Annotated in this window: 21 protein-coding genes; 7 read left to right on the plus strand and 14 right to left on the minus strand. The window is 31.8% G+C overall.

All coding sequences use genetic code 11. The features are described from left to right. Positions 1-123: 123 nt before the first annotated feature. Positions 124-1,308 (plus strand): LETM1-related biofilm-associated protein, encoded by a 1,185-nt coding sequence (locus Q0820_RS08030; RefSeq protein WP_298486805.1) that lies wholly within the window; start codon positions 124-126, stop codon positions 1,306-1,308. Between the two features lie 277 nt (positions 1,309-1,585). Here Q0820_RS08030 and Q0820_RS08035 read toward each other — a convergent pair whose 3' ends face one another. The 12 genes from Q0820_RS08035 to Q0820_RS08090 all read right to left on the minus strand — a co-directional run bounded on the left by Q0820_RS08035 (position 1,586) and on the right by Q0820_RS08090 (position 8,451). Continuing rightward, the gene (locus Q0820_RS08035) at positions 1,586-2,341 is read right to left on the minus strand and encodes a LytTR family DNA-binding domain-containing protein (RefSeq protein ID WP_298486806.1); all 756 of its coding nucleotides are present in this window, start codon (positions 2,339-2,341) and stop codon (positions 1,586-1,588) included. Positions 2,342-2,346: 5 nt separating this feature from the next. After that, entirely contained in the window at positions 2,347-2,694 is a 348-nt protein-coding gene (locus Q0820_RS08040; protein WP_298486807.1) for a 2TM domain-containing protein, read from the minus strand. Continuing rightward, the gene (locus Q0820_RS08045; protein WP_298486808.1) at positions 2,694-3,002 is read right to left on the minus strand and encodes a 2TM domain-containing protein; all 309 of its coding nucleotides are present in this window, start codon (positions 3,000-3,002) and stop codon (positions 2,694-2,696) included. Before Q0820_RS08045 ends, Q0820_RS08040 begins: the two co-directional genes overlap by 1 nt. Beyond that, on the minus strand, positions 3,002-3,310 hold the full coding sequence (locus Q0820_RS08050) for a 2TM domain-containing protein (RefSeq protein WP_298486809.1): 309 nt from the start codon (positions 3,308-3,310) through the stop codon (positions 3,002-3,004). The genes Q0820_RS08045 and Q0820_RS08050 overlap by 1 nt, the downstream gene beginning before the upstream one ends. Beyond that, a complete protein-coding gene (locus Q0820_RS08055; RefSeq protein WP_298486810.1) occupies positions 3,310-3,648 on the minus strand; it encodes a 2TM domain-containing protein in 339 nt (112 codons plus the stop codon). The genes Q0820_RS08050 and Q0820_RS08055 overlap by 1 nt, the downstream gene beginning before the upstream one ends. Further along, positions 3,639-3,941, minus strand: coding sequence for a 2TM domain-containing protein (locus tag Q0820_RS08060; protein WP_298481174.1), 303 nt, complete (start codon positions 3,939-3,941; stop codon positions 3,639-3,641). Before Q0820_RS08060 ends, Q0820_RS08055 begins: the two co-directional genes overlap by 10 nt. Before the next feature lie 101 nt (positions 3,942-4,042). After that, entirely contained in the window at positions 4,043-4,321 is a 279-nt protein-coding gene (locus Q0820_RS08065; RefSeq protein ID WP_298486811.1) for a 2TM domain-containing protein, read from the minus strand. 104 nt (positions 4,322-4,425) lie between these two features. After that, positions 4,426-5,760 (minus strand): 2TM domain-containing protein, encoded by a 1,335-nt coding sequence (locus tag Q0820_RS08070; RefSeq protein ID WP_298486812.1) that lies wholly within the window; start codon positions 5,758-5,760, stop codon positions 4,426-4,428. Between the two features lie 10 nt (positions 5,761-5,770). Next, positions 5,771-6,394: a hypothetical protein gene (locus tag Q0820_RS08075; RefSeq protein WP_298486813.1), complete on the minus strand. Its 624-nt coding sequence runs from the start codon at positions 6,392-6,394 to the stop codon at positions 5,771-5,773. Between the two features lie 34 nt (positions 6,395-6,428). Further along, positions 6,429-6,845 (minus strand): DUF2141 domain-containing protein, encoded by a 417-nt coding sequence (locus Q0820_RS08080; protein ID WP_298486814.1) that lies wholly within the window; start codon positions 6,843-6,845, stop codon positions 6,429-6,431. A gap of 121 nt (positions 6,846-6,966) precedes the next feature. Then, positions 6,967-7,950: an SDR family oxidoreductase gene (locus Q0820_RS08085; RefSeq protein WP_298486815.1), complete on the minus strand. Its 984-nt coding sequence runs from the start codon at positions 7,948-7,950 to the stop codon at positions 6,967-6,969. A gap of 39 nt (positions 7,951-7,989) precedes the next feature. After that, positions 7,990-8,451: an Lrp/AsnC family transcriptional regulator gene (locus tag Q0820_RS08090; RefSeq protein ID WP_298486816.1), complete on the minus strand. Its 462-nt coding sequence runs from the start codon at positions 8,449-8,451 to the stop codon at positions 7,990-7,992. Positions 8,452-8,606: 155 nt separating this feature from the next. Between Q0820_RS08090 and metE the strand changes: the two genes are divergently transcribed. The 5 genes from metE (at position 8,607) to Q0820_RS08115 (ending at position 17,316) form a co-directional block, all read left to right on the plus strand. Then, positions 8,607-10,931 carry a 5-methyltetrahydropteroyltriglutamate--homocysteine S-methyltransferase gene (gene metE / locus Q0820_RS08095; RefSeq protein WP_298486818.1) on the plus strand — a complete coding sequence of 775 codons (2,325 nt, stop codon included), beginning with the start codon at positions 8,607-8,609 and terminating at the stop codon, positions 10,929-10,931. Positions 10,932-11,013: 82 nt separating this feature from the next. Beyond that, the gene (locus Q0820_RS08100; RefSeq protein ID WP_298486819.1) at positions 11,014-12,567 is read left to right on the plus strand and encodes an FAD-dependent oxidoreductase; all 1,554 of its coding nucleotides are present in this window, start codon (positions 11,014-11,016) and stop codon (positions 12,565-12,567) included. Positions 12,568-12,620: 53 nt separating this feature from the next. Then, positions 12,621-13,928, plus strand: a complete 1,308-nt coding sequence (locus Q0820_RS08105; RefSeq protein ID WP_298486820.1) for a DEAD/DEAH box helicase — start codon at positions 12,621-12,623, stop codon at positions 13,926-13,928. Positions 13,929-14,108: 180 nt separating this feature from the next. Next, on the plus strand, positions 14,109-16,475 hold the full coding sequence (locus Q0820_RS08110) for a TonB-dependent receptor (protein WP_298486822.1): 2,367 nt from the start codon (positions 14,109-14,111) through the stop codon (positions 16,473-16,475). A gap of 4 nt (positions 16,476-16,479) precedes the next feature. Beyond that, a complete protein-coding gene (locus Q0820_RS08115) occupies positions 16,480-17,316 on the plus strand; it encodes a DUF4249 family protein (protein ID WP_298486823.1) in 837 nt (278 codons plus the stop codon). 257 nt (positions 17,317-17,573) lie between these two features. On the opposite strand, the gene Q0820_RS08120 is transcribed toward Q0820_RS08115, so the two are convergent. Continuing rightward, entirely contained in the window at positions 17,574-19,736 is a 2,163-nt protein-coding gene (locus tag Q0820_RS08120; protein ID WP_298486825.1) for a TonB-dependent receptor, read from the minus strand. Positions 19,737-19,980: 244 nt separating this feature from the next. On the opposite strand from Q0820_RS08120, the gene Q0820_RS08125 reads away from it, so the two are divergent. Beyond that, positions 19,981-20,280 carry a hypothetical protein gene (locus Q0820_RS08125; RefSeq protein ID WP_298486827.1) on the plus strand — a complete coding sequence of 100 codons (300 nt, stop codon included), beginning with the start codon at positions 19,981-19,983 and terminating at the stop codon, positions 20,278-20,280. 75 nt (positions 20,281-20,355) lie between these two features. On the opposite strand, the gene Q0820_RS08130 is transcribed toward Q0820_RS08125, so the two are convergent. After that, a complete protein-coding gene (locus tag Q0820_RS08130; protein WP_298486829.1) occupies positions 20,356-20,835 on the minus strand; it encodes a Dps family protein in 480 nt (159 codons plus the stop codon). Positions 20,836-20,849 lie beyond the last annotated feature (14 nt).

Raw genomic sequence — 20,849 nt, forward strand, 5'->3', positions numbered from 1 at the left:
CATTAGATTTAACAATAATAAAATATACTTCACAATCTATTGCATTAAATTTAAAAGCTAGATTAATTATAAGAAAAGTCTTATAAAATATAGTAATTTGGCTTTTTATTTCAATAAAAACGAATGAACCCATCTTCAGTTGGCTGGATAGACAAGTATTTTCATCTTATTAAAGATGATGCTATGCCGTTTACTACTTTTAGAGATTTGTACGGCGTTCTTAAAAAAACAGGATTTGTATACGGTATTAACATCCGCATACCTAGAAAAATAGAGGCCGAACATAAGCTCACGGAGGATGAGTGCGCTAAAATCAACCTCCTAAATGCCCTCTATTACACTTATGTATTAGAAAAAAAAAGCACTGATACAGCACTATTTATTACAACCATTAATGCGTTTTATAAAGATTTAGAGATAAATCATGTTTCTTTCTGGGATAAGTTTTTAAACACCAATAAGGAGTCTACTAAACTAGAAAAAATAATAGACTCTAGGGTTTATATAGATGATAATGTTATTAGCAAAACATTTAATAGTATTATTACCAACTCTTTCTTATATATTGATGTATTAACTTTTAAAAGGTATTTAAACAATACAGATAGCATAAGAATTTATGCTCAGAACATAGAATATGTAGCAATAAATATTATTTACCACGCTTTAAATTCTAAAGAAAAAAACAAATCTGATGAAAAATTAGCCTCACTATTTAAAAACTCTTTGACATTTATTGATGGTGAACAACACAATTTTGACGGCTCTTATAGAGACCAAATTCTAAATAATTTTATAGAATGGGAGAATAGATATTATTTAGAAATGGCTTGCCTTACGGTTTGGGAAGATAAATCTTTAGAGTATAAAGAATCTGTTTTTATATACGGAATTGGTAAAGACCTAGGTTTTACTGACAAACAAATTTCTAGATCTATTGAAGAAATTACCTCTTTTTTTGATAAAAATGCAAGTACAATTCCTTTCTTAAAAGACAATAATTTAGCGGTACAATTTTATGATAGCATGTCTAAAATTGTAAATAAATTAATTATTAGAAATAGCAAAAGACTCCAAAAAGAGCTTTCTGAAAGCAAAGAATTAGTTGCTTTATTATCCAAATCTACCATTAAAGATTTAAGTCCAGAAGAGAAGAAAAAGGTACAAAATCAACTATTAGACATTTGTAAAAGCGTACCATCTTTAGCCATTTTCATGCTTCCTGGAGGAGCGGTTTTGTTGCCCATTTTTATTAAATTAATACCTAAATTATTACCTTCTTCTTTTGATGAAAACAGAGTGGAATAACATTGCTTTTTTACTTTAAAAGACCTTTTTTTACCTGCCAATATTTCACAAAAAAAGAAAGGTTTATAAATTTATTATTAACAGTAAATTAATTTATTTGCCTTTTAAAAAGCATAAAAAAAAGGGCTTAAAAATCTTTGTTTTTTATAAGGTAATTAATTGTATATTTAAACTTCTTAAAAAAGACGTTTTTTCCCTAAAAAACAGTAAAAAAAGGCACTATAAGAAAAAACTATAGTTATTGTTAAAAATCACGTTTCCAGAATATTAACAAAAATTACTCTAACCAAAGCTTAAAGTCTTTTACTTTTTCTCTACTTACTATAATTTCTTGCTCATTATACCTATTTACCTTGATTTGAAGTCTTGAATTTGTATAAGAAACAATATCTTTTATATGATTTATGTTTACATAAAACTTTCTACTAACTCTAAAAAATATTTTTGGTTCTAGTTCGTTTTCCAAATTTTCCAAGGTAATATCTAAGAGATAATTTCTACCGTCTAAAGTTGCAGCATAGGTTCCTTTATTTTCGCTATAGAAACACTCTACCTCATCGGCATTTATAATCTTTAAATGTTGCCCTACTCTAGCGGTAAATCTTTTTTTATATTCACGCTCTAATGGGTTTACCAAAAGCTTTTTAATATCCTCAAAATCTAAAGCTAATTTTTCGGGTTCTGGTTTTAGGTTTCTATATTTTTTTACTGCAACCTCTAACTCTTCATCATCAATTGGTTTTAGCAAATAATCTATGCTATTTAATTTAAATGCTTGTAATGCATATTCATCATAAGCCGTTGTAAAAATTATAGCACTCTTAATTTCTATAGTTTCAAAAATTTCAAAAGACAATCCGTCCGATAGTTGAATATCTAAAAAAATTAAATCGGGATGTTCATTTTCATTAAACCATAAAATTGACTCTTCTACAGAATGTAACATGGTAGAAACCTCTACACCTAAATCACTTAACAGCCTAGATAATCTTCTTGCTGCAGGTTTTTCATCTTCTATAATAATTACATTCATACGTTCTAATTATATTTTTCAAAAGAATCTTCTTCTTTCATTATCTTTTTAATTCTGCGCTCTTCCCACTTTCTTAGAGGTTTATTTTTAAAAACAAATAACCACAACCCCTTTATTAATAAAATAATAGAAATGATAACTGGTGTACACCATAAACTCCAATTTACCCAATACAAAATATGCTCATTATCTAAACCTCTATCAATAAACAATTGTAAAATACTATCATTCAAGAAAAATAAAAGAATTGAAAAAATTAATAAACGTACTATAGCAAGGTAAAACTTTCGTTCGGTTTTAACCCTATCCATAGCTTTCTCATACTTTTCTTCTTTTATACTTCTACGCTCCATTACTTATATTTTTCTAGCCTCTCGCCTTCTTCTTTCATAAACTTCCTAATCTGACGTTCTTCCCAGTTTCTAAAAGGCCAAGGAAGCAAAGTTCTTATTCCTAATCCCTGCAAAACAATAATTAACCACCAAACTATTGGAATTAACCTATAAATCCACCCAACAAACTCTGGAGCTGCAAAATCTTGCATTTTAAAAGAAAACCATAGCATAACAAAGCTACCTACAGTAGATAAAGCTATAAAATAATACCAATTTTTAAGATTCTTGACTTTCTTTCTTGCTCTATTAACTTTATTATTTTCCATTACTTATATTTTGCAATTTTGTTTTCTTCGTCTTCTAATATTTTTTTTAACTGACGTTCTTCCCAATTTTTAAAGAACCTTGGGAGTTTATTAAAAATAATTAATCCTTTAAAAAGTATAATAAATACCCAAATAACTGGCCCGATCATTACTAACCAACTCCATTTTTCTGGCGTTCCAATGTTTATTAAATAAACTCTAAACCAAGACAAACAAATGGTACCTAATATTGCAAATACAATAAGAATATACCAATGCTTAACAGCCTTCACCTTTTTCTTGGCTAATTGTAGTTTTTGATTTTCCATTATCTAAATTTTTCAGATTGTCTACGGTCTTCGTCCATAAACTTTTTAATTTGCTTTTCTTCCCAATCTTTACCAAACAAAGGATTTAGAGAAAATACTTTTATGGTATGAAAAAACAACCCTATTCCCCAAAATATCCATGTAGCAAAAGTTCCAAAGTCAAAGAAAGCTTCACTAAAGGTTTCTCCGTTATTTATACCTCCTATTACCTTAGCTACCGATATAAAGATATTTACTCCTATATATGCTGTTAGATGCCCGTAATATCCTTTTAAATCGGCTACTCGTTTTTTAGCTTTGCGTAGCTTTTCTCTTTGACTTCCCTCTTTTATTTCCATAAGTCATTTTTTTTATCTTCATTCATGTATTCTTTGATCTTGCGCTCTTCCCAACTAGTGCTGAAAAAAGTGCCATAACCAAAAACTTTAATAGCCTGAAAAACCAGCCCAATACCCCAACCAAAAGCAGCCCATAAAAACCAGGGGTAATTCAATTTGTCTGTATAATAATTAATTCCTGCAAGGAAAAGTATAAAAACAAAATAAGACATTAGACTAGTGTAGAATTTCTTCTCCGCTGCAACTCTCTCTTTTGCTTTTAAATATCTATTTTCTTTATCTAAATCATTCATAAGGTTGGTTTTTTAATTACATCTAAATTCTAAATAAAGACTTTGAAATTTAAATATTAATTACTGAATTGTTGTTGTTTGTCTCTGAGTTGTAAAACATACTAAATATCATCTTTCATATATTCAGCAATTTTTCTCTCTTCCCAATTTCTACCTAAAAAAAGATTAAATCCAAAAATCTTCATCGCATGTAAAATAAGACCTAACCCCCAACCCAAAGCTGGAAAAACAACCCAATAAAATCCTGATGTATAAAAGTTTACTAACCCTAACATTGGTATCACCAAACAATATGCTGTTAGGTTAGAGTAAAAACTTTTTTCTTCTTGTACTCTTTCTTTGGCTCTTAAATACCTACCCTCTTGATGTAATGTTTTCATAATTTTTGTTTTTTTATTTACATCAAATTTCTATAAAAACAGCTTGTTTTCTAAATAGGCTTTACCCAGTTGTTAAGTTCTTAGGACGAACTGTAAAAATTACATTATTCCTCATCTCCCATATACTCCTTAAGCTTACGCTCTTCCCAGCTTTTACCCCATAAAGGGTTATAACCAAAAGCTTCCATACCATGCACAACTAAACCAAAACCCCAACCTAATGTTGGGAAAATAGCCCAAGGAAAATTTGTAGTCCTGTAATTTAAAACTACAAGCATAGGAATTACAATACAATATGCTATTAAATTACCGTAAAAGCCTTTTATAGCTTCTACTCTTTCTTTTGCTTTTTGGTAGCGCTTATCCTCTATATAAGACTCCTGTACTTCCATAGTTGTAACCTTTTTAGTTAGCATAGGAAGTCTTACCGTAAACTCCATAGTTTCTTTAGATATTTCTACATTTCTATCCGTTAAAATAGCATAGCGTTCTTGAATATTTTTTAAACCTACACCGCTACTTTTCTTAACTACTCTTTTCTCCTGTATATTATTTGTAACACATAAGTTACCATCTTCTTCATATACACTAATAGATAAGGGTTTTTCTGTAGTTACTATATTATGTTTAACCGCATTTTCTAATAATAACTGTAGAGACAAAGGAATTATCTTTGCTTCTGGGTTTGTACAATTATCAGGAATTTCTAAAATAATACTATCCTCAAATCGCATTTTTAGAAGCTTTATATATGTTTTGGCAAATTGTAGTTCTTCATCTACAGAAACTAAATCTTTATTTTTCTGCTCTAATACATATCTATACACTTTAGAAAGTGATGTTGTAAATTTTTGTGCTTGGTAAGGGTCTTCTTCTATTAAACTAGTTAATACATTTAAACTATTAAACAGAAAATGCGGATCTAACTGGTTTTTTAAAGCATCGAATTTTGCTGATGCCGTTCCAGCAATTATTTTTTGTTCTTTTACTTTATTTTCTTGCCTATTCTTATAATACCAAATAGCATAAAAAACCAATGAAATAACTATAGAAATTAACATAGACATTCTATACTCTTCTAGATGTTGTCCTCCAAAAAAGTTCCAAAAAGACAACTTATAAATGCCAACTTCTATAATTAAGTCAGAAACAAACACTCCCAATAAAGAAAATACAACGTTTCCTAAAATAGCTATCAAAAATCTTTTTATAGTAAAAAGGTTATTTTTAAAAGCTTTAATATGGTATTCTATCCAATAAGCATTAGCAAAATAAAGCACCAAGGAAAAAATCATATTTTGCCAATACATTCTCCAAGCCATTTCTACATTAAATTCTGGAGAAATGGAACCCGTAATATAATATATAGCAATAAAAACTATATATATTAGAGTACCAATAAGAATAGCTCTTCCAAGGTGTTTTAAAAAATTTTGCATCTATTTTTCTTTATTTTCCACAATTTTTAGCTACTATTTCTGCTCTGTCTTTTCCCCAATTAGGATGAAACTCTGACTCTGGCTTAAAGTTAGCAAAAAGTTCCAAAGCACGTTCTACTTCTTTACAGTAAGGCGCAGTATCTTGTCCAAAATATTTTGCAGATCCCATATCCCATTCTGCTTTAGAAAAAACAACTCTTGGATTATCTGGAGCAATGGCTAATGCTTTTTGGTATAAAGCAACTATTTCTGGAGACAATGTCATTCCATAACTAGCGCCATCAAAAACTACATATGCAGTATGTATCATAGCTTGTTGTATTATAATTTCTGGATTATTTGGTGATATTGCTTTGGCAATATCTACAAACTCTTGTGCTTTTTCTAACTGCTTTACCAGCTTTTCTTTATCCTTTTCCCCAAAAGACGCTACTGTATTTACTTGTGCAGCGTAATAAGCCGGCAACCAGTTATCCATTTCTGCTGTAGAAATACGCTCAAAAAGATTAGAAGCCTCGGTAATTTTACCTTCTCCCCAAAATCCAAAAGCTTTTTGCATTCCTGCCGTATATTGGTCTTGTGCAAAAGTTAGTGCCGAAATAAATACTGCTAAAATTGTAATTAATTTTTTCATGATTGTTCGTTTTTTAATTGTTGATTTTTATTAATTATAAATTGATGATTTGCTTTACTGTATTCTCTTTTACTTCAAATTTTGCATCTTCCCATTTTGGAGGGCCAAACATAGCAGGAGCGTTATTAGAACTTCCTGTATCCTCTGAAGGGATTCCTAAAAAATTAGTCTTTAATATTCCATCCATATCTTCATCATGAAAAACCGATATAGCATATATTCCTTCTGGAATATCTATAAAAGTTGCTACACTCTTTCCTTCCAAAATTTTGGCAACTGCTCCTTTGTACGTTTTTTTAAGCCACAACTCTTCTGAGTTATATAGCCCAACAAGTACTTGGCCGTTAGAACTATTAATATCTTGTATCTCTACCTCTATTGTAGTGAGTTTCTCTTGAGCAACAACTATTGTTGCCACTAATACGAATACGATGGTAATAATTTTTTTCATGATGCATGTTTTTTTGATTAACACTTCAAAGATGAAGCAATCCTACACCATACATAAAAAAGAAAGACTGAACTGTTATATTACAGTACCCAATTGTATAACTTAAAGAATTACTAGAAACTTATAGCTTATGATATGCCTGTAGTATGTTTTCTATTTTTTGTTCTTCTTCTGGACTAATTACTTTATGCTCTGGATTAGCATGAAACCAATTAATAGTTTTTACAATACCTTCTGAGAAAGGAATAGTTGCTTTAAAACCAGGAACAAACATTTTTATTTTACTATTATCAAATATTACACTTTCTGCTTTATCTGCTAACAAAGTTCCAGTAAAAGAAGGCTCTACTTTACAAATAAAGTCCGAAGCTATATGAACAATATTAGCTTCTTTCCCTAATGCATTTGCCAAAATCTTATAAATCATATTCCAACTTAGTATTTCATCCGAAGTTATATGAAAAGCATGCCCTATAGCTGGCATTAAACCCAAAAGACCAACAAAACCTTTTGCAAAATCACTGGCATGGGTTACCGTCCAGATAGATGTACCATCGCCATGTACAATAATTTCTTTCCCTTTTAAAATTCTATCCACAGTATTATAATGTCTAAAACCTCCTATAGCAATAGGAAATACAGTGTCATAGGTTAAAGAAGGGCGTACTATAGTCATAGGAAAGTCTTCTTCTCTATATGCTTTTTGCAAACGGTCTTCGCACAATATTTTATTACGAGAATACTCCCATGAACTGTTAGAAAGTGGTGTAGACTCTGTTATTACAGGGTAACTTAAAGGGGTTTGGTAACAAGATGCAGAGCTAATAAAAATATATTGTTTTGTTTTACCTTTAAAAAGAGCTATGTCTCTTTCTATGTCTTCTGGGGTAAAGGCTATCCAATTTACAACAACATCCCATTCGTGTTTTTGTAATTCTAATAATTCATCTGGTTTATTTATATCTCCAATAATAGATTTTACTCCCGCAATATCTACTTTAGAATTCCCTCTGTTTAGAACATATAAATCTATTCCTCTACATGTAGCTAGTTTACTAGATTCTTTACTAATATTCCCTGTACCCCCTATAAACAAAACTTTCATACCCTAACTACTTTATTTTTACTATTTTCTTTTCAGTGATTACATAGGAACCGCATAAGATTGTTTTATAACTCCTATAACAAAAGTACTATGAGCACTTCCTATATTTTCTATATCTCCCAAACTATTAATAACAAAATCTTGATAATGTTTCATGTCCTTTACCATTATCTTTAACTTAAAGTCATAGTCGCCAGAAATATTATAACACTCTGTTACCTCTTTTAATGCAACAATATCTTCCACAAATTTATTACCAATTGCCTTGGTATGCTGCTTTAGTGTAATATTACAAAAAACAATGAGTTCTCTATTCAATTTATCAGCATTTAATAAAGCTACATATTGCTTAATATATCCTTCCTTTTCCAATTTCCTAACACGTTCATACACTGGTGTAGGAGACAAATTTACCAAAGCTGCTAGCTCTTTTGTGGTAACATTAGAATTTTCTTGAAGGTGTTTTAACAATTGAATATCGGTTACATCTAAATTTTCCATAGATAAATTCTCTTTGAAGGTTTATATTTTATCTTAATAATAAAAATTACATCTTCAAAAATACCACTTTGTAGTTAAATAATCTTATTTAAAAACATTATAAAGGATAAATAATCTTTACTTATAGATTTGCAAAGAATTTATATCTACACATAATGAAAACTACAAATTTAGGATACCCAAGAATAGGAAGTAAAAGAGAATTAAAAAAGTCTTTAGAAAATTACTGGTCTGGCAAATCTTCTTTAGGTTCTCTCTTATTAACTGCAAAAAACATTAGACATCAAAATTGGATTTTACAAAAAGAAAAAGGGATAGATATTATTCCCTCTAACGACTTTTCTCTATACGATCAAGTATTAGACCTTAGCTTTACTTTAGGCTGTATCCCAGAAAGGTATTCTGCCATTAAAAACAACCCAAACTTTGCTAAACAGGACCTTTATTTTGCAATGGCAAGAGGGCATCAAAAAAATAATATTGATGTTACTGCTTTAGAAATGACAAAATGGTTTGATACAAATTACCATTACCTAGTACCGGAGTTTACAAAAGACCAAACTTTTTTAGTTTATGATTCTAAAATAGTGGATGAATACAAAGAAGCCTTAGAAATAGGTATAAAAACAAAGCCTGTTATTCTTAGCCCTGTATCTTTTTTGCTATCTGGTAAAGAAAAAGAAGATGGTTTTCATAGGATAAATTTACTAGAGAAGTTACTTCCTGTTTATGAAACTATTATACAAGAATTGGTAAATTTAGGAGTAGAATACATACAGTTGGATGAGCCTTACTTAGCTACAAATTTATCTAATAAAGAACAAGAAGCGATACAAAACACATATCAAAGATTTACAAGTGCTTTTCCTAACTTAAAAATAGTTATTGCCAATTATTTTGATTGTTATGGCGATAATTTAGAAACTGCACTTTCTTTACCTGTACATACCTTACAAATAGATTTGGTACGTTGCCCGCTGCAACTTGATGACATTTTGCAATCTGGAAAACTACAAGAAAAAACGCACTTATCTTTAGGAGTTGTAGATGGCAGGAATATTTGGAAAAATAATTTTGACGCCTCTTTAAATCTTATTCAAAAAGCAATAGATGCTATTGGTAAGGAGCGTATTCTTATTTCTCCTTCCTGTTCCCTACTCCACTCCCCATGCGATTTAGATGTAGAAACAAATTCAAAAAATCTAAGCAAAGAGGTAAAACAATGGCTAGCATTTGCAAAACAAAAACTGGAAGAAGTTACCATATTAAAACAGTTAGCAAATCAAGAAAATTTAGAAATAAGTTTAGTAAAACTACATGAAAACACTAAAATTCATGAGTTTAAAAAAACCACTTCTTTAATTCATAATCCTATTGTAAAAGAGCGTGTAAAAGCACTTACAGAAAAAGACTCGAAAAGAGAGAATCCTTTTTCTGTTCGTCAAAAACTTCAGAAAACCGCATTAAAATTACCTTTATTCCCTACAACTACCATTGGGTCTTTTCCGCAAACAAAAGAGGTACGTAGCTGGAGAGCAAAGCATAAAAAAGGAACTATTAATGCTAAAGAATATCAAAATTTACTAGAAAAAGAAACTAAAGAAACCATACAATTCCAAGAAGAAGCAGGCTTAGATGTTCTAGTGCATGGCGAGTTTGAACGCAATGATATGGTGGAGTATTTTGGAGAACAACTAAATGGTTTTGCTTTTACACAATTTGGCTGGGTACAAAGTTATGGTAGCCGTTGTGTAAAACCCCCTATTATTTATGGCGATGTTTCTAGAGAAAACCCAATGACAGTAAAATGGTCTTCTTATGCACAATCTTTAACCAAAAAGCCAGTAAAAGGGATGCTTACAGGCCCAGTTACTATACTACAATGGTCTTTTGTTCGTAATGACCAAGCTCGTTCCAAAACGGCTACACAAATTGCATTAGCTATTAGAGATGAAGTGGTAGACTTAGAAAAAGCTGGCTTACAAATTATACAGATAGATGAACCTGCTATAAGAGAAGGGTTACCATTACGAAAAGAAGATTGGAAAACATATTTAAACTGGGCAATAAAAGCCTTTAGAATTTCTGCTAGTGGCGTAAAAGACGAAACCCAAATACATACCCATATGTGTTATTCTGAATTTAATGATATTATAACCGATATTGCAGATATGGATGCCGATGTAATTACCATTGAATGTTCTAGATCACAAATGGAACTTTTAGACGTTTTTGCCGCTTTTAAATATCCTAATGAAATTGGTCCTGGTGTGTATGATATTCACTCCCCTAGAGTACCAGAAAAAGAAGAAATGGTTTCTTTAATTAATAAAGCTTCCAAATACATTCCTCTGGAACAATTATGGATTAATCCAGATTGCGGTTTAAAAACAAGACATTGGGAAGAAACCAAAAAGGCATTAATAGAAATGGTTGCTGCGGCACAAGAATGTAGAGAAAGTATTTCTGTTTTAGCATAATACAATCAAGTTTTTTAAAAAATGCATCTTACAAATTGTAAGATGCATTTTTTTATACCTTAAAGTAGTTTAGCTTTGCGCTATGGTAAGGAATATACAATATAGACTATCTCTTAAAGAAGAAGGCCAACCCGGAATGCTTTTAAAAAAGGTTGCAAAACATCTAGGGCAAGACGAAAAAGACATTACAATAAAAGTTTTACGTAAATCTATTGATGCTCGTAAACCCTCTATTTATTTTAATTATAAGTTAGAAATCTATATTCGCGAAAAACCATCAGAAAAACCAGATTATACGTTTGATTATAAAGATGTTTCTAAAGCCAAAGAAATACATATAATTGGTTTTGGACCCGCTGGCATGTGGGCTGCTTTACGCTGTTTAGAATTGGGTTACAAGCCTATTGTGTTAGAACGCGGTACTAAAGTGCAAGAACGTAGACGTGATTTAAAAGCCATAAACCAAGACCATTTAGTAAATGAAGACAGTAATTACTGCTTTGGAGAAGGTGGCGCAGGAACTTATTCCGATGGAAAACTATATACTCGTAGCCTTAAAAGAGGAGATGTTCGTAAAATTTTTGAAAGCCTTGTTTATCACGGCGCTACAGAACAAATTTTGGTAGATGCGCACCCACATATTGGCACCAATAAACTACCAAAGATTGTTCAAAATATTCGAGAAAAAATTATAGAACACGGTGGCGAAATTCATTTTAATACTCGTGTAACCGATTTCACAGTTAAAAATAACAAAATAACTGCCATACAATTACAGAACGGTAATGAAATGATTGCTAATAGAGTTATACTAGCAACAGGACATTCTGCGCGCGATATTTATTATTTACTAAATGATAAAAAGATAGCTCTAAAAGCAAAGTCATTTGCTATGGGTGTTCGTGTAGAGCATCCGCAGCATATAATAGATTCTATACAGTACCATTGTAAGGGGGATAGAAATTCCCTTTTACCAGCCGCTTCTTATAGCTTGGTAGAACAGGTTAAAAACAGAGGTGTATACTCTTTTTGTATGTGCCCTGGCGGATTTATTGTTCCTGCTGCTACTGCTCCTGGAGAAGTTGTTGTAAACGGCATGTCTCCCTCTAAACGAAATAATTTATATGCAAACTCAGGAATAGTGGTAGAAATTAATGCCGAGGAAGATTTGTATAAGTTCGAAAAATTTGGAGTTCTTAAAGGTTTGGAATACCAAAAAAGTTTAGAACGCTTAGCTTTTACTGCAGGTGGTCGCAGCCAAGTTGCACCATCTCAAAGACTTACTGATTTTGTGGAAGGAAATTTATCTACAGACTTAAACCCAACTTCTTACCAACCGGGATTAAAATCATCTCCCCTACATTCTCTTTTACCAAAAGCAATAGGAAGTAGGTTACGAGGCGGATTCAAAGCTTTTGGAGAAAAAATGAGAGGTTACTATACTGCAGAAGCTAATATTGTCGGTGTAGAATCTAGAACCTCATCTCCAGTAAATATTCCTAGAAATGAAAAATTAGAGCATCCAGAAATTGAAGGTTTATTCCCTTGTGGAGAAGGTGGTGGTTATGCTGGCGGTATTGTATCTGCTGCTATGGATGGAGAACGTTGCGCTGAGGCTGCAATTGCTGGATTATAATACATTCCTTTTATCCAAACATTAACTGTATCTTCGCCGCTTATTTACAATACATGACATTTAAAGATTTAGGTCTAGCTTTACCTATATTAAAAGCTATAGACGAACAAGGGTATACCAACCCTACTCCTATTCAAGAACAAGCAATTCCTATTTTACTTCAAAAAAAAGACCTTTTAGGGGTTGCACAAACTGGAACAGGAAAAACTGCAGCTTTTAGTATTCCTATAATTCATCACCTACATAGTAAGCAAGAACATATAAAAGGAAAAAAACGCGTAAAAGCGCTTATAGTTACTCCAACACGTGAGTTGGCTATACAAATTGGGGAAAATTTTACGGCGTATAGTAAGTATACAAATGTTAAAAACACGGTTATTTTTGGTGGCGTAAAACAACAAAGACAAGTGAATGCTTTACGCCCAGGTGTAGATGCTTTGATTGCAACTCCTGGAAGATTATTAGATTTAATGAATCAAAAAATTATCTCACTTAGAGATGTTGAATATGTAGTTCTAGATGAAGCAGACCAAATGCTAGACATGGGGTTTATTCATGATATTAAAAAGATTATTGCAAAATTACCTGCTAAGAGACAATCTTTATTTTTTTCTGCTACCATGCCAAAAGATATTGTAGAACTTTCTAAAAGAATATTAGGAGATTTTGAGCGTGTTACTATAAAGCCAAAACAAGCTACAGCAGAAAGAGTTGAGCAAGGTATTTATTTTGTTAGTAAAGCTAATAAACCAAAATTACTAATACATTTAATACAAGAAAAACCAGAGGCATCGGTTTTAGTTTTTTCTAGAACTAAGCATGGTGCTAATAAAATTGTTAAGAAACTTGCGCAAGCAGATATTAATTCTGCAGCCATTCACGGTAACAAATCACAAACAGCAAGACAAAAGGCACTAGGAGCTTTTAAAGAAGGTAAACTTAATGTTCTTGTTGCTACAGATATTGCTGCACGTGGTATAGATGTAGACGACCTTTCTTTGGTAATAAATTACGATTTACCTAATATTCCAGAAACCTACGTACACCGTATTGGTAGAACAGGACGTGCCAGTGCCAGTGGTATTGCTATATCTTTTTGCATGGCAGAAGAACGTGCCTATTTAAAAGATATAGAAAAGTTAATTAAGCAACAAGTTCCAAGATTGGGAGAACATCCTTTTATGGAAGATGCACAAGAAAACGCCGAAGTTAAACCCCAAAAACCTAGTAACAATAAAACTAGAAATAATAATAATAATAATAATAGGCCTTCTAGAAATTCAAATAGAAACCGAAAATCTAACTATAGAGGAAAAAACAATAGAAACTCTAGCAGAAATAATCCTGATAAGAGAGATTAAAAAAAAATAATTATTTAAAAAAAGCCTGTTCTAGCCTATAGAATGGGCTTTTTTTATGCATCAGCAACACCCATTAAAAATATTTTATCTTTTTTTAGGACCATATGCAACCTATTCTATTTTCTTTTGTCTTTACTAAATATACATTAAAAACATCCATCAAAAAACAACAATTAAATCATGAAGAAATTAGGATTACTATTTTTATTTTTCACTTCGCTCCTAAGTGCGCAGGAAAATTTTACGGTCAGCGGGTCTATTACCGATGCCAGTAATGGGGAAACTCTCTTTGGAGCATCCGTTTTTTTAGAAGGCACTACTATAGGTGCTATTACTAATGAGTATGGCTTTTACTCTATCACTGCTCCTAGCGGAGATTACAATTTAATAATCTCTTATGTAGGTTTTTTAGATGTAAAAAAGGAAATTACTCTAAATCAAAATCAAAAAGTAAATTTTGAAATTCAAGAATATGCTACACAGTTAGAAGAAGTTGTTTTAACAGCAGATGAAAAAGAGCATGTAAACATTAGAAAACCAGAAATGAGCGTTAACAAGCTTAACATTAAAACGGTAAAACGTATGCCTGTGGTTTTAGGAGAGGTAGATATTATAAAGTCTCTACAAATGCTCCCTGGAGTTACTAATAATGGAGAAGGCTCTAGTGGCTTTAACGTACGTGGAGGCGCGGCAGACCAGAATTTAGTGTTGCTAGATGAAGCCATTATTTACAATACATCGCATATGTTAGGTTTCTTTTCGGTCTTTAATGCAGATGCTATTAAAGACATTAAACTACACAAAGGAGGTATTCCTGCTAAGTTTGGCGGTAGAACTTCCTCTGTATTAGATGTAAGACAAAAAGACGGTAATAATAAAAGGTTCGCTGCCTCTGGAGGAATTGGTCTTATTTCTAGTAGATTGGCATTAGAAGGACCTTTATTTAATAAAAAAGGGTCTTTTCTTGTTGCTGGTAGATCCTCTTATGTAAATGTATTTTTAGCTGCATTTAATAACAAAAATAGAGTTGGTTTTTACGATTTAAACCTAAAAACACATTATAACTTTAATGAAAATAATAAGCTTTTTCTTTCTGGATATTTTGGAAGAGACACATTTAAATTAGGGAGTAGTTTTGAAACTACCTATGGTAATGCTTCTGGAAACTTACGTTGGAATCATATTTTTAATGAGCGTTTATTTTCTAATTTATCTTTAATCTATAGCCGTTATGATTACGACATTGGAATAAGAGTTGCCGAGTTTAACTGGATTTCTGCAATAGATAACTACAATGCTAAGTACGATTTAAAATACTACTTCAATGATAAATTTAAATTAGACTTTGGTGCTAGTGCCATTTATTATGACTTTAATCCAGGCGCCATAGAACCTACCTCTAGTGAATCCTCTGTAAATGCTAGGCAATTAGATAAAAAGAAAGCCTTAGAAACTGGTGTATATATTAATGCAGAACACAAACTTACAGATAAGTTAACCGCGCAATATGGTTTACGCTACAGCTATTTTAACCGTTTAGGAGGGCAAGCTTTAAATAATTATGCAAATAACCAGCCTGTTGCTTACAACCCTGTTTTAGGCATTTATGAACGTGGTGAGGAAATAGGAGAAACTAATTATGATAACGGAGAATCTATTGCAAATTATGGCAATTTAGAACCTAGAGTTTCTATGGCTTATGAGTTAAACGAAAACTCCTCTGTAAAATTAGGATATTCTAGAGTTGCACAGTATATACATTTATTATCTAACACAACTTCGGTTACTCCATTAGATGTTTGGACACCGAGTGGCAAATATGTAAAACCGCAATTGTCTGACCAATTTGCTATAGGCTATTTTAAAAATTTTAAAGATGAAGCATATTCTTTAGAAGTAGAGTCTTATTACAAAACCACCGATAACCGTATAGATTACATAGATGGTTCCGATTTAATTGGGAACAACACCATAGAAACAGAAATTTTAAATAGTGAATCTAGAGCGTACGGATTAGAGGTTTTATTTAGAAAAAATACTGGTAAATTTACTGGATGGGTAGCCTATACACTTTCTAGATCAGAACAAAGAACAGATGATGCCAATGCTGGAGGCCCTGGAATTAGTAATGGTGAGTGGTACAAAACACCTTACGATCGTTTGCATGATTTATCTATTACAGGATCTTACAAAGCATCAGACAAATGGACTTTTAGTTCTAACTTTGCTTTACAATCGGGAAGGCCTGTTACCTATCCTAACGGTCAATACCAATACGAAGGGCTTTCTATTGCAAGTTACTCTAATAGAAACTCGGACAGGTTACCATTGTACCACCGCCTAGATATATCGGCTACATATACGCCAAACAAAAAACCAAATAGAAGATGGAAAGGCGAATGGGTTTTTGGAATCTATAATGTCTACAATAAGAAAAATGCGGCTTCTATCTCTTTTGGTCAAAACACAGAAACTGGTGTAAATGAAGCTACAAGAACTGCCATCTTTGGAATGGTACCATCTGCAACCTATAACTTTAAATTTTAATACGATGAAATTATATATAAAACTCATAACTCTACTAACCATAAGTTTATTCATCTCATGTGAAGATGTAATTGATGTAGAAGTACAAAACGCTCCAGAAAGGCTGGTTATTGAAGCATCTTTAGACTGGGAAAAAGGAACAACAGGTGCTAACCAAACCATAAAGTTATCTACCTCATCTACTTATTTTGCAGAAGACCAAAGTTCCCCTGTAACTAATGCTACGGTAAAGGTTACGAATACAAATACCACCGAAGAATTCATTTTTGAAAATCAAAATAATGGGGATTATACCATTACCACATTTAATCCAATTATTGAGAATACATATACGCTAGAAGTTATATACAATAATGAAGTATACACTGCTACAGAAAATTTAAAACCTGTAACCGATATTACTAGAGTAGAACAGTCTACAGAAAAAGGGTTTGATGATGAAGTACTAGAGGTGGTTGCATATTTTAATGACCCAGCAGACGAAGACAATTTTTATCTATTTAGATTTAAAGAAGATGGAGATTTATTTTATGAATTAGAAGATGGTGATGATGAGTTTATTAATGGAAATGAAGTAGACTGGTGGTATGAAAAAGATGAAGATGATAACCAAGGGGAATTTACTGCTGGAGATCGTGTAGAATTAGAAATGTACGGTATTTCTGAAGCATATTTTAATTACATAAGAACCTTAATAGAACAATCTGAAGGTGTAGGTTTATTTGGCACTACTCCCGTAGCCTTAAAAGGTAATTGTATAAACCAAACAAATGCCGATAACTATGCGCATGGCTATTTTAGATTAACCCAAGTTGTAAAAACCAATTACACATTTGAATAATATTTTTTTGGTTTTTTTTAATGGTAAGGGAGTAGCCTAGTTGCTACTCCCTTTTTATATTTTATATTATTTCTTAAAAAAAGAAATTAAAATTTTATTTAGCCCTTTAGCATGTGTAATATAATGTTTGGCTGTTCTTTACTTTTACACCTTAAAAAATGCTAATTATGACATAATAATTTTAAAAAAATTGTGAAATAGTAATTAATACTACCATTTTAAAACAGAAAAGAATGTCCGCTTATTGGTTAAAGTTATTACAGATTATCTAATTGATTACTTTTTTTGTCTTTACTAATAGTCCAAAAGAAACCTACAAAAAAGAATGTATCTGCAGTTGGCCTTATAGAACGCCTATTAAATGTTCCGTTTACATCTGGAGCGTTAGCATATTGATAACCACTTACATTATTAAACCCTAGAGCATTGTTTACAGATAGATATAAGATTTTTTGAGGCGATATTAAATACGCCCAATTAAAACTTAAATTATTATAGCTCTTTGTTTTTTCTGCTAAAAAGTTAGAAGAATTAGGATTATCATAAGGCCTACCAGAACCATAGGTATAAGAAGCACCAATTTGTGAACGCCAATCTTCTACCCAATATTTAGTTACTAAAGAAAAGTTATGGGTAGGTGCAAAATTGGGGGTCGCTTTTTCTTCAAAATTTAAATAATCTCTTTCCGTATTTAAATAAGAATAAGAAACCCAGTAATCTAAGTTTTTAATACTCTTATTATCTCTCCAAAATACATCTATACCAGAAGCGTAACCACTTCCTAAATTGTTATACGTACTATTAAACATGGGCATATCTGTATCATACTTTACTAAATTTTTATAGTCTTTATAGTATGCTTCTGCCCTAAAAGTTTTTCCATCATTTAAATATTGGTAATTAAATATGTAATGTGCCGTTTTTTCAGATTTTAAATTATCCTCAAACTTTAAAAAATTGGTTTGTGGGTTTTGATAAAAATCGCCATAGGCCAAAGAAAATTGCCCTTTATCACTACTCTTATACGCTAAGGATACTCTTGGAGAGACCTTAAAATCTTTCAACGTTTTAGAATACTCTCCTCTTACTCCTACTTTCATTGCTAGCTTATTGCTAAAAAAAATATCGGCCTCCGAAAACACACCAGATAAATTCTCTTTTAAACCACTAGTAAAAGCAGTCCCACTTTCTTCCGTAAAAATATCTTCATAATCTGTACTAAAATATTCTGCTCCAAAGTGTAACTGAAACCTACTACTAAAACTCTTTTTCACCTTTACTTTTACATGTGATGCTGTTTCCTCCGCATCTATCTTATTGGTTAAAATTCCTATTTTATTTTTGTCTGATGAAATACTAGCTCCAGAAGTAATGGTCCACTCGTTCTCTAAAAAATGCTTGTAAGAGGCATTTACGTATAAATTGTTATTTTTTAATTGAAAAGGAACATAGTCTTCATAATTTACATCCTCTTGCTCAATATCTAAATTACTATGGTTAAACCCTGTATATAATTTAAACATACTTTTATCTGCTTTACTTCTAAAAACTGCTTCACCTGCAATAGATTCATAAGGCTTATTCCAACGTGCCCCTTGATTATTAGGAATTATACTTTGGTATGGAGCCAAATTAATATAAGACGTATTAAAACTTAGAGATTGGTTTCCCCAAATCTCGGTATGCCCCAAACCTCCTCCAACAGACATTAATGAAATATCAGTCTTTTCTTGTTTTGGCATATCTTCTGTATTTAATAACAAAACACTGGATAACGCTTGCCCATATTCTGCAGAATATCCTCCAGTACTAAACGTTATTCCTTTAAATAAGAAAGGAGAAAACCTGCCTCTTGTAGGAATGTTATTTGCTGTAGCATTAAAAGGCTGAAAAACTCGTAAACCATCTATAAAAACCTGAGTTTCTCCTGCGGCACCACCACGAACAAATAATCTACCATCTTCACTAACTGTACTAGTTCCTGGCAAGGTTTGTAATGCTGCAACAAAGTCTCCTAAAGCGCCTGCAGTGGTAACAACATCTAATGGCTTTAATACCGCTACTTTAGAATTATCGCCTGCCTTAAAAGTCCCCGCAGTTAACGTTACTCCTGTAAGTTCATTAATGGCTTCACGCATTTTAATACGCATATTTTTAAAATAGGAAACTTCTCCCATTTCATAGTGTGTTTCATAAGAAAGCGCAGATATAATAAGGGTTTTTGAGCCTTTTAATGTAGTTTCAAAAGAAAAAACTCCTTCTGTATTTGTAGAAGCGCCATCATAGGTACCTTCTAAATATACATTGGCACCTACAATAGGATTTCCTTTTTCATTTACTACTTTTCCAGAAATTGTAGTCTGACAGAAAGCAACTGTAGTTGCAAAAAATAAAATAAGATTAGTTACTAGTTTTAACATGACTGTTCGATTTTTTGATTTTGATACTCCAAAAATGCGAACGGCATAGCTCCAAAACGAAATAAGATTACCCAGTTGGGAATTATGGCTACTGAAATGTTATAAATGAGATGGGGCAACAATCATTACTAGTTAATATTTGTTATGAAAAAACTAGTAATACTTTTGTAAAAAACACTTACTATTAAAATTTATATATTCTTTTATCTTTGATTTGAAGCAAACAGTTCAAAAAAAAATATGAATGGCTAAAATAAAAACCTATTTAGACTTTAAGGATACGCTTAAAAATGAATCGCCAGAAAAAGATTGGCCAGAGGCGTTAAAATCACTTTGGTTTGATGCCAATGGAAATTGGGAAGCTTCTCATAACATTGCTCAAGATATGCATAATAATATAGGAATCTGGATACATGCTTACCTACATAGACAAGAAGGCGATAAATTTAATGCAAGCTATTGGTACCGCCAAGCAGGAAAAAATTTCCCTACCGTTTCTTTAGAACAAGAACACAAAGAATTGGTAGCGTTTATTTTAAAATAATTATTAAGCGCACTATAACAAAAAGCGCCCTCCTACATAGCAGGGCGCTTTTTCATAACATAATATTGGTTTCTTCTAAATCTCTTCGGTTAACCAAGCTTTCATCATCCAAACAGTTTTTTCTTGCTCTGAGATAAAATCGCTCATCATAGCACTTGTACCTTCATCACTAGCATCTGCAGCATGGTTTAATATTTGTCTCTCTAATAATAACAACTCTGATAAAGACGCTACTATTAAACGAATTGCTTCTTCGTCTTTTGTAATATTTTTACCAACTGGAACAGTTCCTTTAGCCATGTAATCATTAAAAGTGTGTAATGGCACTCCTCCTAAAGTTAAAATACGTTCTGCAATTTCATCTACCTTTAAATTAGCATCATTATATAACTCCTCAAATTTTACATGCAAATCAAAAAAACGTTTTCCTTTAATGTTCCAATGTATGCCTCTTAAATTTTGATAATATCTTTGAAAATTAGCTAAAAGAACGTTCAAATTCTTGCTTAAATTTTCTGACTTTTTTGCGTCTAATCCTATACTATTTAGTTTCATAATTCTATTTTCTA

This window comes from uncultured Maribacter sp., assembly GCF_947495965.1.
Lineage (GTDB): Bacteria > Bacteroidota > Bacteroidia > Flavobacteriales > Flavobacteriaceae > Maribacter_B.

What these genes read in the sequence shown, in the direction of transcription:
- Q0820_RS08030 (WP_298486805.1), top strand. Translation starts at nt 124, where the DNA reads ATGAACCCATCTTCAGTTGGCTGGATAGACAAGTATTTTCATCTTATT.
- Q0820_RS08035 (WP_298486806.1), bottom strand. Translation starts at nt 2,341, where the DNA reads ATGAATGTAATTATTATAGAAGATGAAAAACCTGCAGCAAGAAGATTA.
- Q0820_RS08040 (WP_298486807.1), bottom strand. Translation starts at nt 2,694, where the DNA reads ATGGAGCGTAGAAGTATAAAAGAAGAAAAGTATGAGAAAGCTATGGAT.
- Q0820_RS08045 (WP_298486808.1), bottom strand. Translation starts at nt 3,002, where the DNA reads ATGGAAAATAATAAAGTTAATAGAGCAAGAAAGAAAGTCAAGAATCTT.
- Q0820_RS08050 (WP_298486809.1), bottom strand. Translation starts at nt 3,310, where the DNA reads ATGGAAAATCAAAAACTACAATTAGCCAAGAAAAAGGTGAAGGCTGTT.
- Q0820_RS08055 (WP_298486810.1), bottom strand. Translation starts at nt 3,648, where the DNA reads ATGGAAATAAAAGAGGGAAGTCAAAGAGAAAAGCTACGCAAAGCTAAA.
- Q0820_RS08060 (WP_298481174.1), bottom strand. Translation starts at nt 3,941, where the DNA reads ATGAATGATTTAGATAAAGAAAATAGATATTTAAAAGCAAAAGAGAGA.
- Q0820_RS08065 (WP_298486811.1), bottom strand. Translation starts at nt 4,321, where the DNA reads ATGAAAACATTACATCAAGAGGGTAGGTATTTAAGAGCCAAAGAAAGA.
- Q0820_RS08070 (WP_298486812.1), bottom strand. Translation starts at nt 5,760, where the DNA reads ATGCAAAATTTTTTAAAACACCTTGGAAGAGCTATTCTTATTGGTACT.
- Q0820_RS08075 (WP_298486813.1), bottom strand. Translation starts at nt 6,394, where the DNA reads ATGAAAAAATTAATTACAATTTTAGCAGTATTTATTTCGGCACTAACT.
- Q0820_RS08080 (WP_298486814.1), bottom strand. Translation starts at nt 6,845, where the DNA reads ATGAAAAAAATTATTACCATCGTATTCGTATTAGTGGCAACAATAGTT.
- Q0820_RS08085 (WP_298486815.1), bottom strand. Translation starts at nt 7,950, where the DNA reads ATGAAAGTTTTGTTTATAGGGGGTACAGGGAATATTAGTAAAGAATCT.
- Q0820_RS08090 (WP_298486816.1), bottom strand. Translation starts at nt 8,451, where the DNA reads ATGGAAAATTTAGATGTAACCGATATTCAATTGTTAAAACACCTTCAA.
- metE (WP_298486818.1), top strand. Translation starts at nt 8,607, where the DNA reads ATGAAAACTACAAATTTAGGATACCCAAGAATAGGAAGTAAAAGAGAA.
- Q0820_RS08100 (WP_298486819.1), top strand. Translation starts at nt 11,014, where the DNA reads ATGGTAAGGAATATACAATATAGACTATCTCTTAAAGAAGAAGGCCAA.
- Q0820_RS08105 (WP_298486820.1), top strand. Translation starts at nt 12,621, where the DNA reads ATGACATTTAAAGATTTAGGTCTAGCTTTACCTATATTAAAAGCTATA.
- Q0820_RS08110 (WP_298486822.1), top strand. Translation starts at nt 14,109, where the DNA reads ATGAAGAAATTAGGATTACTATTTTTATTTTTCACTTCGCTCCTAAGT.
- Q0820_RS08115 (WP_298486823.1), top strand. Translation starts at nt 16,480, where the DNA reads ATGAAATTATATATAAAACTCATAACTCTACTAACCATAAGTTTATTC.
- Q0820_RS08120 (WP_298486825.1), bottom strand. Translation starts at nt 19,736, where the DNA reads ATGTTAAAACTAGTAACTAATCTTATTTTATTTTTTGCAACTACAGTT.
- Q0820_RS08125 (WP_298486827.1), top strand. Translation starts at nt 19,981, where the DNA reads ATGGCTAAAATAAAAACCTATTTAGACTTTAAGGATACGCTTAAAAAT.
- Q0820_RS08130 (WP_298486829.1), bottom strand. Translation starts at nt 20,835, where the DNA reads ATGAAACTAAATAGTATAGGATTAGACGCAAAAAAGTCAGAAAATTTA.